General features: G+C 55.6%; 10 protein-coding genes and 1 tRNA gene. 9 read left to right on the forward strand and 2 right to left on the reverse strand.

The features are described 5' to 3' along the window. Positions 1-61: 61 nt before the first annotated feature. The 5 genes from ACFQDM_RS00395 (at position 62) to ACFQDM_RS00415 (ending at position 3,849) form a co-directional block, all read left to right on the forward strand. The gene (locus tag ACFQDM_RS00395; protein ID WP_377373989.1) at positions 62-1,282 is read left to right on the forward strand and encodes an NADP-dependent isocitrate dehydrogenase; all 1,221 of its coding nucleotides are present in this window, start codon (positions 62-64) and stop codon (positions 1,280-1,282) included. Positions 1,283-1,415: 133 nt separating this feature from the next. Beyond that, positions 1,416-1,859, forward strand: coding sequence for a hypothetical protein (locus tag ACFQDM_RS00400; RefSeq protein ID WP_377373992.1), 444 nt, complete (start codon positions 1,416-1,418; stop codon positions 1,857-1,859). Positions 1,860-2,058: 199 nt separating this feature from the next. Continuing rightward, positions 2,059-2,796, forward strand: coding sequence for a hypothetical protein (locus ACFQDM_RS00405; protein WP_377373995.1), 738 nt, complete (start codon positions 2,059-2,061; stop codon positions 2,794-2,796). Positions 2,797-2,821: 25 nt separating this feature from the next. Then, positions 2,822-3,634 carry a hypothetical protein gene (locus tag ACFQDM_RS00410; protein ID WP_377373998.1) on the forward strand — a complete coding sequence of 271 codons (813 nt, stop codon included), beginning with the start codon at positions 2,822-2,824 and terminating at the stop codon, positions 3,632-3,634. A 138-nt stretch (positions 3,635-3,772) separates the two neighbouring features. After that, positions 3,773-3,849, forward strand: a tRNA-Pro gene (locus ACFQDM_RS00415). Positions 3,850-4,293: 444 nt separating this feature from the next. On the opposite strand, the gene ilvD is transcribed toward ACFQDM_RS00415, so the two are convergent. Then, positions 4,294-6,141, reverse strand: coding sequence for a dihydroxy-acid dehydratase (gene ilvD / locus ACFQDM_RS00420; RefSeq protein ID WP_377373999.1), 1,848 nt, complete (start codon positions 6,139-6,141; stop codon positions 4,294-4,296). Between the two features lie 381 nt (positions 6,142-6,522). Here ilvD and ACFQDM_RS00425 point away from each other — a divergent pair, with 381 nt between their 5' ends. The 3 genes from ACFQDM_RS00425 to ACFQDM_RS00435 all read left to right on the forward strand — a co-directional run bounded on the left by ACFQDM_RS00425 (position 6,523) and on the right by ACFQDM_RS00435 (position 11,938). After that, the gene (locus tag ACFQDM_RS00425; RefSeq protein ID WP_377374002.1) at positions 6,523-8,691 is read left to right on the forward strand and encodes a TonB-dependent receptor domain-containing protein; all 2,169 of its coding nucleotides are present in this window, start codon (positions 6,523-6,525) and stop codon (positions 8,689-8,691) included. A 106-nt stretch (positions 8,692-8,797) separates the two neighbouring features. Next, on the forward strand, positions 8,798-10,648 hold the full coding sequence (locus tag ACFQDM_RS00430) for an ABC-F family ATP-binding cassette domain-containing protein (protein ID WP_377374249.1): 1,851 nt from the start codon (positions 8,798-8,800) through the stop codon (positions 10,646-10,648). A gap of 189 nt (positions 10,649-10,837) precedes the next feature. Then, positions 10,838-11,938 carry a DUF2336 domain-containing protein gene (locus tag ACFQDM_RS00435; RefSeq protein WP_377374005.1) on the forward strand — a complete coding sequence of 367 codons (1,101 nt, stop codon included), beginning with the start codon at positions 10,838-10,840 and terminating at the stop codon, positions 11,936-11,938. 27 nt (positions 11,939-11,965) lie between these two features. Here ACFQDM_RS00435 and ACFQDM_RS00440 read toward each other — a convergent pair whose 3' ends face one another. Continuing rightward, positions 11,966-13,216 (reverse strand): mechanosensitive ion channel family protein, encoded by a 1,251-nt coding sequence (locus ACFQDM_RS00440; RefSeq protein ID WP_377374007.1) that lies wholly within the window; start codon positions 13,214-13,216, stop codon positions 11,966-11,968. 209 nt (positions 13,217-13,425) lie between these two features. On the opposite strand from ACFQDM_RS00440, the gene ACFQDM_RS00445 reads away from it, so the two are divergent. Further along, on the forward strand, positions 13,426-14,424 hold the full coding sequence (locus tag ACFQDM_RS00445) for an NAD(P)H-dependent flavin oxidoreductase (RefSeq protein ID WP_377374009.1): 999 nt from the start codon (positions 13,426-13,428) through the stop codon (positions 14,422-14,424). Positions 14,425-14,491 lie beyond the last annotated feature (67 nt).

Raw genomic sequence — 14,491 nt, forward strand, 5'->3', positions numbered from 1 at the left:
TGACGCGATACAATCACCTGCTATAGGCAGCTCAACTCCAGCTGACAAAGGACGTATGCACATGGCTAAGATCAAGGTTAAAAATCCGATCGTCGAAATGGACGGCGATGAGATGACCCGCATCATCTGGCAGATGATCAAAGACCGCCTTATCCATCCTTATCTTGATGTCGACCTGAAATATTACGACCTCTCAATCCAGAAGCGCGATGAAACCGATGACCAGATCACGGTTGACGCTGCTGAGGCCACCAAGAAATACGGCGTTGCTGTTAAATGTGCGACGATCACGCCAGACGAAGGCCGCGTTGAAGAATTCGGTCTGAAGAAAATGTGGCGTTCGCCAAACGGCACGATCCGTAACATTCTCGGCGGCGTTGTTTTCCGTGAGCCAATCGTGATCTCCAACGTGCCACGTCTGGTTCCAGGCTGGACCCAGCCAGTTGTGATCGGCCGTCACGCATTTGGCGACCAGTACCGCGCAACCGACATGCTGATCCCTGGCCCAGGCAAGCTGACCATGACCTTCCAACCGGAAGATGGTGGCCCGGCTGAAACTTATGACATCTTTGACTTCCCGTCTTCCGGTGTCGCCATGGGTATGTACAACCTTGATGACTCGATCCGCGACTTCGCGCGTGCGAGCTTCAACTACGGCCTGCAGCGCAAATGGCCGGTCTACATGTCGACGAAAAACACCATCATGAAAAAGTATGATGGTCGCTTCAAAGACATCTTCCAGGAAGTCTATGAGAACGAATTCGAAGACAAGTTCAAAGAGTTCGGTGGCACCTATGAGCACCGTCTGATCGACGACATGGTCGCAGCGGCCATGAAATGGTCTGGCGGTTATGTCTGGGCTTGTAAGAACTATGACGGCGACGTGCAGTCTGACACGGTTGCTCAGGGTTATGGTTCACTCGGTCTGATGACGTCTGTTCTGATGACTCCGGATGGCCAGACCGTTGAAGCGGAAGCCGCGCACGGCACCGTGACACGTCACTACCGTAACCACCAGAAAGGCGAAGCAACGTCGACCAACTCCATCGCTTCCATGTTTGCATGGACGCGCGGCATTGGTCACCGTGGCCGCATGGACGGTACACCGGAAGTTCAGGAATTCGCTGAGCTGCTGGAAGATACGATCGTCAAGACGGTCGAAGCTGGCGACATGACGAAAGACCTCGCTCTGCTCATCGGTCCGGATCAGGGCTGGCTGACAACGGAAGAGTTCATCAACAAGGTTGGTGACAATTTCGAAAAAGCGATGGCTGCGAAGTAAGCGCCAGCCGCAGATATTCAGAAAGCCCGCCTTAACCGGCGGGCTTTTTTTATGGCCATCCCCTGAATTTGGTAGGCGGATGGCGTTAGGGCTCGCTAAGCTGGCGATGTTAGCCAATCTGGGGGAAGGCGAGATGAACGATAGCGCGGACAAGCCTCGAAAATCATTGCGGCAGCGGCCGATGCTTCTGGGCCTGTTGGTGTTCATCGGTATTAGTGTTGGCAGCCATTATCTTACGCGTCTGACCATGCCGCACCGCCATGCGCAGGTCTTCGAGTGTCGCGGTGCTCCGGCTGACGGAGCCTTCTTCAACAATGCCTGTGATGAAGACATCAATTTCCGATACTGCCTGATCTCGAAGGAGGGACGTGAACAGGATGTGTGTCGCAGCAAGCGTCTGAAGCCAGGTGAGGGCGTGACAACCTATCTTGACGACAAGCGTGCCATGGGAGAGGCGTTCAGCACCGTTGTGACCTGGGCCTGCAAGCCGCCTTTCCAGCCCGACCTGGTCTCGACGCCGTCCAGTTCTGTTCGCAAGCGCCACGGATGTCGCCGCCCACGGGAAGGAGAGAGCTAACCCTGGCGGAAAAAATGTGAGCAATTGCTTGCGTGTCTGCGACGGATCATTCTAGCCTAAGCATTGGTTCTCAACTTTGGGACGAATGGGGGTGAATGTGTTGCGATTTGCACTGGTAATAGCCGGCGTGCTCTTTGGTTGTCAGGCGCAGGCTCAAATAGGGCAAAACTCTACGAGTGTTCCGGTTCCGATAATCATTTTGCCGAATAGCGAACTTGATGGCGAAAGCGTTACGGTCAGTAAAGACGAGCCGGTGCTGACGACGGGAGCGATTTCTCCGCGTGCTGTTCGCCTGACCGATGATGCCACGGTGGGTGTTGTCGGTGCAGGCGTCGATTTGAAAAAGGGTGACATCCTTTTCGGCCGGTATGAAGACTCCGTCTGGACGTATTGTGCTCTATCCGACCTGAACGCTGAAAGTCGCGCGACCCGTGTGGTTTCAGATGGTCTGATGACCATGGGCTTCAGCCTTCTGACCGAAGCGTCCCGGCCTCAATCCGTCGATTGTCTGCATGACGCCGATGGAGATGGCCGTTTTGAAACAGCGTGGGGCGCTGGAGACGCTATGTCTGATGGTGCGATCATTGCGATCAGCCTGAGGGAAAAAAGTCTCTCGGGTACACCTGGTTATGAGCGGGTTGATCCCCGCGAAGGGCTTCGTATGCCGGTTGCCATCAAGTGGAGGTATTACTCCAGAAGCAACGAAATCGCCTTCACGACTTTCGTGACTGATAAATCGGTCGGAACTGAGATGGTTTCCGTACCCGCAGAGGGTGATGAACCAGCAGAGGTTGATCTCGGCGGTGTGAAGCTCAAGCTGAAATCCCATGATGCGGATGCCAAGACAATCGACGTCGAGATCGTCTCCGGCTTTCCGTCCCGCTTTGTCCGCTTGCAGGCAACGCGCGTCGTGACCACGCGAATGGTTTATTACTGATACACGGACTTTAAAGAGCAATTACATGCGTCATATTCTTTTACTTGTGACTTTTCTTAGTGTGGCTGCCTGTGCATCGGTTCCACCCGAAGATCAGTCGAGACCTTTGATTTTTGGATATAGCCTGACACCTGAAACGACAGAGCCTCAGGAAATGTCGGTTGAGCAGGGCGAGATTTTCTTTACCTGGAATGCTCAGGTGCTGGCCACGCATGTTACGGTCAACGACGTGAAGCTCGCTGTTGTCGAAACCGGGAAGGGGAATTTGTACTGCGGTGTCAGCCAGCAGGCATTCTACTGCTATGAAGATCAGGATGGTGACAATCGACTGGAGCGACGCTGGTCCACAGCGCGTGAGCAGCGTTACTTCAACATCCTGATGGCGCGGGAGCCTTCCAGTCTCGTGACGCCAATCCCGTTTTCTCCATATGAGGGTGCGCCAGAGAGTGTCCATGAGCGGGTTTTGGGGCTGATTTATAATGGTCCGCTGGAGGGTGTGCTAACTGACGACTTTGAATTCGCCTTCGGTCTCGCTGAACTTCAACTGGGGTGGGCAACCTCAAAGGATGCTCCGCGAACCCCGGATGGTGAGAACTGGCAGGGCCTGCGGACACTCAGAACGATTAATCTGGGCCAGATGTCTGCGAAGGTGAATGTGACGCCACTGAACCTGACCTATGAAGCGCTCAAGCTTTATGTGGAAGGCAAAATGGATATTGCATTTCAGGCGGCTTCGGATGGGGAATTTGACTTGTCCAAGAAATTCAAGCTCGAAGTGGTGCAGCCGCCGACTGCCGATAATGACGTAGAGCCGCTCGAGGATAACGAGGGCGTCTAGGCGTTTTGAGGGGGGCTGCTTGCAAAGTGAACGAAGTGAGCGCCCCCCAGCTCTCAACAGGCTTTTCAGTCAGCTCGGCTCAACTTGCATTTTTGGGGTTGATTCCTGCTCAAAAATCCGTACTAACCAGCCTCCCGTCGGAGTGTAGCGCAGTCTGGTAGCGCATCTGGTTTGGGACCAGAGGGTCGGGAGTTCGAATCTCTCCACTCCGACCATTTTTCCCTTCAAGAATAGAAACAAGACTTTCTGTCACGCGAATGCGTCTCATAAAGCATTGTGCGATCAAAAAATTGACAGTGTTTTACTTTTAACTATAGAGTAACTATATCGTTACTTCGATATTTTCCTGTTTTTCTAAACAAGTGCGACATTTCGTACATTTCTGAAATTCTGTATTGCATCGCGACTGCGATTCGGTTTAGAGGTGAATTGTTCTCGAGAGTGAAGCACCCATCCCCCCCCTCGCTGATCTCTCGATGATACCCACCCAAAGTCAGGTGATGCGATTTCCGCTTCCCTCCCTCCTTCCCCCACCCGGCGGTTTCGAAGTCGATAAGACTTCATCGTGTCACCTGACGACTTTGGATTTTCCCAAAAATTCCAAAAGAAAAGCCGGGCATCAGCCCGGCTTTTTTTGTTTTTTACTTTGCGTGTGCGGCTTATTTATTGCCGGTCACGTCACGAACGGCACCTTTTGAAGCCGATGTGGTGAAGGCGGCATAGGCCTGAAGCGCCTTGGAAACGTAACGCTCGCGATTGAGCGGCGTATAAGCCTTGTCAGCGCGGATCTCTTCCTGCTGGCGGCGATTGGCCAGCTCTTCATCGGAAATGCGCAGAGAGATACCCCGGCCCGGAATATCGATATCAATCGTGTCGCCATCACGGATGAGCGCAATGGCGCCGCCTTCCGCTGCTTCCGGGGATGCGTGACCGATGGAGAGACCGGATGTGCCGCCGGAGAAACGACCATCTGTGATGAGCGCGCAGGCTTTGCCGAGACCTTTCGATTTCAGATAGCTGGTCGGGTAGAGCATTTCCTGCATGCCCGGACCGCCGCGCGGGCCTTCATAGCGGATCACGACGACATCACCAGCCTCGACCTTGCCGGTCAGAATGGCGGAGACGGCATCGTCCTGGCTCTCATAGACCTTTGCCGTTCCGGTAAAGGTGAGAATGCTTTCGTCCACGCCAGCGGTTTTCACGATGCAGCCATCAAGGGCGATATTGCCATACAGGACGGCGAGGCCGCCATCCTGGCTGAAGGCGTGTTCCTTGCTTCGGATGACACCATGCTCGCGGTCGGTATCGAGGCTCGGCCAGCGACGGTCCTGACTGAAAGCAGTCTGGGTTGGCACGCCGCCCGGCGCTGCGCTGAAGAGTTGCTTTGCCGTTTCAGACTTGGAGATGGCGATGTCCCACTGGTCGATTGCATCACCAATGGTCGGTGCGTGAACTGTTGGCAGATTGCGGTGCAGCAGACCTGCGCGATCCAGCTCACCGAGAATGGCCATGATGCCGCCGGCGCGGTGAACGTCTTCCATATGCACGTCCTGCTTGGCAGGTGCGACTTTGCAAAGACATGGGACGCGGCGCGAGAGGCGGTCGATATCCGACATGCCGAAATCAACTTCGCCTTCGACAGCTGCTGCGAGCAGGTGAAGTACGGTGTTGGTGGAGCCACCCATGGCAATGTCGAGGCTCATGGCATTCTCGAAAGCATCAAAGCTGGCGATTGAGCGCGGCAGAACGCTTTCATCATCCTGTTCGTAATAGCGCTTGGCATTGTCGACGATCAGACGGCCTGCTTCCAGGAAGAGGCGTTTGCGGTCTGCGTGCGTGGCGAGGGTAGAGCCATTGCCTGGCAGAGAAAGGCCCAGCGCTTCGGTCAGGCAGTTCATGGAGTTGGCCGTGAACATGCCGGAGCAGGAGCCGCAGGTCGGACAAGCGGAGCGCTCGATCGACGCAAGTTTCTCGTCGCTGACATTCTCATCGGCAGCAGCAACCATGGCATCGACCAGGTCGAGTGCCATTTCCTCGCCTTCCCAGGTCACCTTGCCGGCTTCCATCGGGCCGCCGGAGACGAAAACGGTCGGAATATTGAGGCGCATGGAGGCCATCAGCATGCCCGGGGTGATCTTGTCGCAATTGGAGATGCAGACCATGGCATCGGCGCAGTGCGCATTGACCATATATTCCACACTGTCTGCGATCAGTTCGCGAGAGGGCAGGGAATAGAGCATGCCGTCATGGCCCATCGCGATGCCGTCATCCACCGCAATGGTGTTGAACTCCTTGGCAACGCCGCCAGCCGCCTCGATCTCACGGGCAACCATTTGTCCCAGATCTTTCAGGTGTACATGGCCTGGCACGAATTGCGTGAAAGAGTTCACCACCGCGATAATCGGTTTGCCGAAATCACCATCTTTCATGCCAGTGGCGCGCCATAGTCCGCGTGCGCCAGCCATATTGCGGCCATGAGTCGAAGTACGGGAACGATAGTGAGGCATAGGTCCTTCTTTCTTTCGGATGATCAGGCCGTTGCGGTCATTCGCATCACAAAGCCTGACTTTGCCCTAACAGCCAAGTTCAGCCATCGCAAGAACTCGGCCTGCGATATTGATCGCTTTCGGCAAGCATTTTGCGAAAATCGCGTCTGATGATGCCTCTGTGGGGACGTTTCTGCGAAGAAGGGCTGAAAATCAGAAAAGATTGATTGTTGAGTGTTCGATCAGTCGTTTTGACCAAACTGGCTGACGCAGCGTTTTCGGTCTCAGATTGTGGAAAGTTACGAAAACCGACACATTTCCTTCAGTTTACTGTTGCAAATAGTTTGCAGTAACATTAGTCACCCGTTTCGAGATTGAGAACAATTCGCAAATGGGGCGGACATGAAATTTGCAATGACGGGCGGCGTGAGTTCTCTCGCGCTCGGGATCGTACTTCTGTCAGGCGCAACAGCTTATGCAGAAGAACCAGCAGCTGTTGAACAGTCGTCTTCCGAGAAGGAACGCAAGCTCGACAATATCGTCGTGACGGCGGCGGGATATCAGCAGAACATCGTTGATGCGCCGGCAAGCATCACGCTTCTGCCTGCTGAAGAACTGGAACAGCAACGTGTGAACAGCCTCGCGGAGGCGCTGCGCAATGTTCCGGGCGTTGACGTGGGGAATGGCGTTGGCAAAACCGGGGGGCAGAGCATCGCCATTCGCGGCATGCCGAGTGACTACACGCTCGTTCTGGTCGATGGTCGTCGCCAGAATGCAGCAGGTAATGTGACGCCGAACGGATTTGGTGACACGTCTTCGAACTTTATTCCGCCGGTTTCTGCGACGGAGCGTATCGAAGTGGTGCGTGGACCGATGTCGACCCTTTACGGGTCTGACGCGATGGGCGGCGTCATCAACATCATCACCCGTACGCCGGATGAGGATTTCGGCATCGATCTCGGCTTTGACACGACGCTTCAGGGCGATGACGCTTTCGGCAATAGCTACAACACCACGCTTTATGCCGATGGCCCGATTGTGTCGGAGCAGCTCTCATTTGCAGTGCGCGGCCGTTATTATGAGCGTGAAGCCTCGGATCTGATCTTTACCGATGCCAATGGCGACCCGATTGAAGTGTCCAAGCGTGGGCCTTCGCCTGTCGAGGGGACAATCTGGTCTGCGGGCGGTCGTCTGACCTACACGCCGAATGATGATCACCGCATCTGGTTCGATGTGGATGTGAACAAGCAGGCCTTCGACAATTCTGAAGGTCAACTCGGTACACTCGGAACACGCGGCTATGCGGATGAGCTCGAGTTTAACCGCGAGCAATTCGTGCTGGCCTATACCGGCGATGTGCTGGGCGGCGTCGTGGATGCCGACATTACGCGCAACGCGACAGAAACCATTGGCCGTGTCCTGCCATCTGATGTCGAAGGCACAGATCGTCTCGCAGGTGATCCGCGCGATCTGGAAGCAACCAACACCATCTATAATGCGCGTTTCTATCGGACGATTGGTGCGCACACCTTCACGCTCGGTGGCCAGTTCTGGGACGCGGAAATGACCGATGGTGTCGCGGTGGATGAGTTCACTCATGAACAATGGGCGCTGTTTGCAGAGAGCCAGTGGCAGATTATTGATGATCTCGCCCTGACCCTCGGCGTTCGCTATGACAATCACAGCACGTTCGGCGAGCAATTGTCGCCGCGCGCCTATCTCGTCTGGACGGCGAATGAGTATCTGACGCTCAAAGGCGGCGTCAGCCGTGGTTTCAAGACACCGCGTCTGGAACAGATTGCATCCGGTATTATCGGCTTCCGTGGGCAGGGGACTATTCCGGTGCTCGGTACGCCGACACTGCAACCGGAAACCAGCACGACCTATGAAGCCGGTGCCTATTTTGATGTCGGCAATGGCCTGACCGGCAATATCACCGTTTTCCAGAACGTCTTTGAGGACAAGATTGCGAACGGTCCGGAGCTGATCAACTGTTCCTATGGTCTGACGGAAGAAGAGTATGCTGCGCTTGAGCCATCTGACTCCTGTGTCGATTATGGCTACTGGCCGCGTCCGGCCACCTATTCGCAGTCTATCAATGTCGATGAGGCGGAAACGCGCGGTATTGAGGCCTCACTGCGTAAGGCGTTCGACAGGGTGACCGTGTCGGTGAACTACACCTATCAGGACAGCGAACAGAAAAGCGGTCCGAGCGAGGGCGAGCCTCTGGTGAATGTGCCAGAGCATCAGCTGAATTCGCGTGTGAACTGGGATGTGACGTCCGACATCAATCTGTGGATCCGAGGCGAATATGCCTCTGAGCGCTATCGCGGCGCTGGTGAAGCACAGGAACAACTCGGTGACTATTCGAGCTATGTTCTGTTCAATCTCGGTGGCGGCTGGAAACTCAATGACAATGTCACGTTTAACGCGACCATTGATAACCTGTTTGACGAGGATTTCATTCAGTACATGCCGTATGAAAGCCGTGGATCGCTCGCTTATTCCAACGAGTATGCGATCAATCAGGAGCCGCGCCGTCTGTGGCTCTCGGTTAATCTGAACTACTAGGCGTTATATGTCTCCCGGCTGCGCCTCTGGTGCAGTCGGGGGCGCCTTCATTTCCCTGAGGCCATCATACAAGATGGCTCTTGCCAAACGCTGTGATCCCGCCGACATACGCGCCATGGCTCAACCTCCTGTTCTGACACTTTCCGACGTCCGCCTGACCTTTGGCGGCAAACCCATTTTCCAGGGCGTGACGCTTGCGCTTGGGCCGACCGAACGCGCCGTTCTGGTTGGTCGCAATGGCGCGGGTAAATCCACCCTGATGAAGGTCATTGCCGGAGAGATCGAAGCCGATGAGGGCGAAGTCTGGCGCCAGCCCGGCACGCGCGCCATTTATCTGCGTCAGGAGCCGGACCTTTCAGGATACAAGACGCTCGCCGATTTTGCGGTGGCAGACCTTCCGGCCATTTCCGCGGATGATCGCCATCTGGCAGAAGCAGAGCTGATGGCGCTGGGTCTGGACCCGGAAGCCGACCCGGCAAAGCTCTCAGGCGGGCAGAAGCGCCGTGCGGCCCTGGCACGCGCTTTCGCGGCTGATCCCGATATTCTACTGCTCGACGAGCCGACCAACCACCTTGATATTCCGGCGATTGAGCAACTCGAAGGGCGTCTGGCGAGCTATCGCGGCGCGCTTTTGATGGTGAGCCACGACCGGCGGTTCCTCGAAGCGATTTCCACGAGCTGTTTCTGGCTTCGTCAGGGACAGGTTCGGCGCTATTCGCGCGGCTATAAATTCTTTGATGACTGGGCCAATGAGGTCGAAGCCGAAGAAGAGAAGGCGCTGGAGCGTCTGAACACGCAGCTCAAAGCCGAGCAGCGCTGGATGGAGCGCGGCGTTACCGCGCGGCGCAAGCGCAATATGGGGCGTTTGCGGAAGGTCATGGACATGCGCGCAGAACGCCAGTCCCGCAAGACCAGCCTCAATGAAATCCGGGCGACCTCTGACATGACGCTGGAAACAGCTGAGGGCTCTGGCAAGCGTGTCATCGAAGCGCGGGGGATTTCCAAGACGTTCAGCACTCCGGCAGGTGATCTGCCCGTCGTTCAGGATCTTTCCATTCGCATCCAGCGTGGCGATCGTCTGGGCATTATCGGTCCGAACGGCGCCGGCAAATCCACCCTGATCAAGCTTTTGCTCGGGGAGCTGGAGCCAGATACCGGCTCGGTGAAGCTCGGCACCAATCTCGAGATTGCCTATCTGGACCAGTCACGTGCCAAGCTCGATCCGAAAGATACGCTCTGGCAGGCTCTGGCGCCGGAGGGCGGTGATCAGATCGTTGTGCGCGGTGTGCCGCGCCATGTTGCCTCTTATGCGCAGGACTTTCTGTTCAAATCCGAACAATTGCGCCAGCCGGTGTCTGCCTTGTCCGGCGGGGAGCGTAACCGCCTGCTGCTGGCCATCGCGCTCGCCAAACCCTCCAACCTTCTGGTGCTGGACGAGCCGACAAACGATCTCGATATGGAGACGCTGGAGCTCCTGGAAGACATGCTGGCCGAGTATGATGGCACGTTGATCCTTGTCAGCCACGACCGGGCCTTCCTGGACGGTGTGGTGACATCCTGTCTGTCGCCGGTGGGTGATGGCAAATGGCTGGAGACGCCGGGCGGGTATGAAGACGCTGTACGTCAGCTGAAGGAAATCCGCGGCGCGAGCACGAGCGGTAAATCCGGTGGTTCGAAATCGTCGGCGAAATCGGACAAGCCTTCCGGCGGCAAGGCGCAGAACAAGCTGTCATTCAAGGACAAGCATCGCCTGGAAGAACTCGACAAGCTGATGCCGAAACTGCAGGGCCAGATTGAGGCGCTGGAGGCCGAAATGGCTGACCCGGAGCTGTTCACACGGGATGCGGACCGCTTCCACAAGGCGAGCGGCGAGCTGGAAGCAAAACGTGAGGCGCTTGAGGAAGCCGAGATGGAATGGCTGGAACTCGAAGAGAAGAAAGAAGCGCTTCAGGGATAGCGGACCAGCTTCGAAGTTCCTTTCTTCGCCGTTAACCGTGTTTGAAATAATCCACAAACACGCCGGAAAATTCGCGCTATTTTCGTCCTTAAGGCGTTGAATGCGTAAAAATGGCTTCCTTAAACCTAAGCTTTGTTAACCGCTGTATGACAACCTCAGGGCCAGACATAAAAAACAATTGTGATGGCCATGAACGATCAAAACGCAGTCTCTACTTTTGCCCGTTTGAAAGACCTCGCGACTGAAACTTCCAGCGAAAAACGCCGGGAGTTGCTGCGCTCTGTGACGGATATGTTCCTTGGCGATCCATGTGATCGTTCAGAAACAGAGTGCATGCTGTTTGATGACGTGATCTCTGCCGTCGTGAAAGATATGGAAAGCGCGGTTCGTGCGGAGCTGTCCGATAAGCTCGCAGATACCGGTGCGCCCATCACCAACACATTGAAACGCTTTGCGATGGATGACGACATTGAAGTCGCCCGTCCCATCCTCGAGCGATCGAAAGCGCTGACGGAAGACGATCTTGTCGAAGTCATCGCGAACAAAACACAGGAACACATGCTGGCCGTCACACGTCGTGAGACGGTGAGTGAGCGCGTTTCGGGTGCGATCGTTGATCGTGGTACCGATGCGGTTGTCGCCTCACTTCTGGAGAACTCCGGTGCGATCATCGACCGTGAGTCGATGGAGAAGGTGACGGACCGCGCGGTTAAGAGCGCGACGATCCAGAAGAGCTTCGTCAATCGCGATGAAGTGCCGCTCGATCTGCTCAACGAGCTTGTCACAGTGGTTCAGAAAGACCTGCGCAGCGAAATTCTCAAACGCTTTGAGAATGTCAGCGAACAGGAACTTGAAGCCGCGCTGGCCAAGAGCCGTCGTGTTGTGAAGCAATCCTTCGGAAAGACGTCGCGCGAGCGCAAGGCTGCGGTTGAAGAAGTAAACCGCATGGAACAGCGCGGCCCTCTGAAGCTGGAATATCTGCTGAAATATCTTCAGGAAAACAGCCCGCATGCGTTTGCTGAAGTGCTCAGCCGCATGAGTGGCATCGGCCATGAAAACGCAATGAAGATCTATCGCGACCGCGATGTCGACAGCCTTGCCATGACGATGAAAGCCATGGATGCGCCGCTGCCGCTGTTCGCAACGACGGCTGCCTATATCGCTGGCGTGTCGGATGCGGTCAGTCAGGTGAAGCGCTATGCGGGCATCTACAAGGATGTTCCGGCAGACGCTGCGCGCCGTGCGCTGCGCTTCTGGAAAGTGCGTGCGAACGCAAGCGAAGCCGCTTAATCTGCGGCTTCTTCTCTCAGACAGTTTTTATTCTTCGCCGTCACTCAGGCCGTTTGCCTGTTCATGAGCGAGCTTTTCGACGCGTGCGCGTTCGACACGATCTGAAAGCTCTGGCGGTGACATGATTTCCGGCGGGTCCTGCTGCTGCATATAGACGGTGCGGCTCGGGAAGGCGAAGCCGGTGCCTGCCTTTTCGATAATGTCCATGATTTCCAGGGCGAATTCTTCTTTCAGTGCGAGCCATTCACCCCAATTGGTGGTGTTGGTGAACGTATAGATCAGGAAATCGATTGAACTTGCGTTGAAATTATCGACGCGCACGAACAGGCTGGCGGCCGGCGGCTTGGCGAAAGCCGGATTGGCCCAGAGATAAGCTTCGATCTCATCACGGATGTATTTCAACTGGTCGACGGTTGTCCGGTATTCCACGCCGACAGCCCATTTGATCCGGCGATGGGTCATGCGCGAGAAGTTGGTCACGGCATTGTCCGAAAGCTTGGAGTTCGGCACATACATCGGGCTTTTGTCGAAGCGGCGGATGAGCGTTGAGCGGAAATTGATCTTTTCGACTGTGCCTTCGCAGACGCCGTCAATGGCGATCCATTCGCCTGGCAGGAAGCGCTTCTCGGTCAGTATGAGCATGCCGGCGATCAGATTCTTGAACAGATCCTGCGCGCCAAGGCCGACCGCAATGCCGAACACGCCGAGACCGGCAATGATTGGGCCGATGGAGAAGCCCCAGATATCCAGAACAGCGGCGGCGCCGATGATGAGGAACAGCACCTGAAGAGTTTTGACCATCCAGTCGACAATGGCGCCGGAGAGGGTTTCGCGCAGGCCCGTAAACAGGAAGGAGAATGCGCCAACAGCCCGGTTCAGTGTCCAGAAAATCGAGACCGCGACGAGGGAGCGCAAGATCTGATCTGCGATATGCTGCGGTGTTTCTGCAAGCTGGATGACCTGAGTGGAAATGTAGATGCCGACAATGATCGGCACGATTTTCAGAGGCTCGGAAATGGTGGAGACCAGCGCATCATCGAGATTGGTCCGGGTGCCGGCAGCGGCGCGCGTAATGGCGCGGACAACAAACCGGGCGAACAGGCCACGCAACATGAGTGCCGCGAGCATAATGCCGAGGGCCAGAAAGATCTGGCCATATGTGAGATCAAACACACCCTTGAACCAGATATCGACCATATAGGCGTAAGCATCCTGTGCCCAGGTCGGCAAAGATGCCGTCCATTCAGGTGCTTCCTGAATCCTGCCCATCCAAATCATCTGTGCACTCCCCGATATCAGCCCGGCTTGTTTTAGAAAGGCGGGGAGGTTCGTCAACCTTTCGAACAGGCTCAGTCGGCAGCCTCGTCAAAATTGTCCGCTATCAGAATTCACGTCTTGAATTGCATATACAACTGACGCAGGGTCAGACTTGTCGTGGCGTCTGGGCAGGCTATCTTCCCACGCAATGCCTTTTGGGAGGAAAGCTTATGACTGTACCTGCAGTTCTGAAGAATCTGCGTCTGCCGGTGATTGGATCGCCGCTGTTTATCATTTCACAGCCGGATCTGGTGATCGCGCAATGTAAGGCTGGGATCGTCGGTTCGTTTCCGTCGCTGAATGCGCGCCCGGAAAGTCTGCTGGATGAGTGGCTGGACCAGATTACGTCTGAACTCGACAGTTATAATAAATCCAATCCTGATCGTCCGGCGGCGCCTTTCGCTGTGAATCAGATCGTCCACAAGACGAATAATCGCCTCGAGCATGACCTCGAAATGTGCGTGAAATACAAAGTGCCAATGGTGATTACGTCGCTGGGCGCACAGCAGTTTGTGAATGATGCCATCCATTCCTATGGCGGTATCGTCATGCACGACGTGATCGATACGATCTTTGCGCGCAAGGCGCTCGAAAAGGGTGCTGACGGTCTGATCGCGGTTGCTTCGGGCGCAGGTGGTCATGCCGGTACGCGCTCACCCATGGCACTGATTCAGGACATTCGTGAGTTCTGGGACGGGCCGCTGGCGCTTTCCGGCGCAATCGGCAATGGCGGTGCCATTGCGGCGGCGCAATGCATGGGCGCTGACTTTGCCTATATCGGATCCGCCTTTATTTCCTGCGACGAGGCCGTTGCGACGGAAGGTTATAAGGACATGATCGTCGAGTGCGACAGCAAGGACATCATCTATTCCAACCTGTTCACCGGTGTGCATGGCAATTATCTCGCACCATCCATCGCGAAGGCGGGGCTCGACCCGAACAATCTGCCGGAAAGCGATCCATCCAAGATGAATTTCGGCTCTGGCGGCAATCAGGAAGCCAAGGCGTGGAAGGATATCTGGGGCTGCGGCCAGGGGATTGGCGCGATCAAAAAGCGTGGTCCGGTGTCTGAACTCGTCGATCGCTTTGAGCGTGAGTACAAGGCTGCGATTGCGGCGGTTTCCCGTGGTGAGGCGTTTGATTTTAAAGCGCTGACGGCGACGGTCTGATAAGGGCTGCCTTCGCTACTTGCTTGCATTTTGACAGCATTGATTGCATTATGCTGTCAAAATGTGG

This window comes from Ponticaulis profundi (assembly GCF_042659465.1).
Taxonomy (GTDB): domain Bacteria; phylum Pseudomonadota; class Alphaproteobacteria; order Caulobacterales; family Hyphomonadaceae; genus Ponticaulis; species Ponticaulis profundi.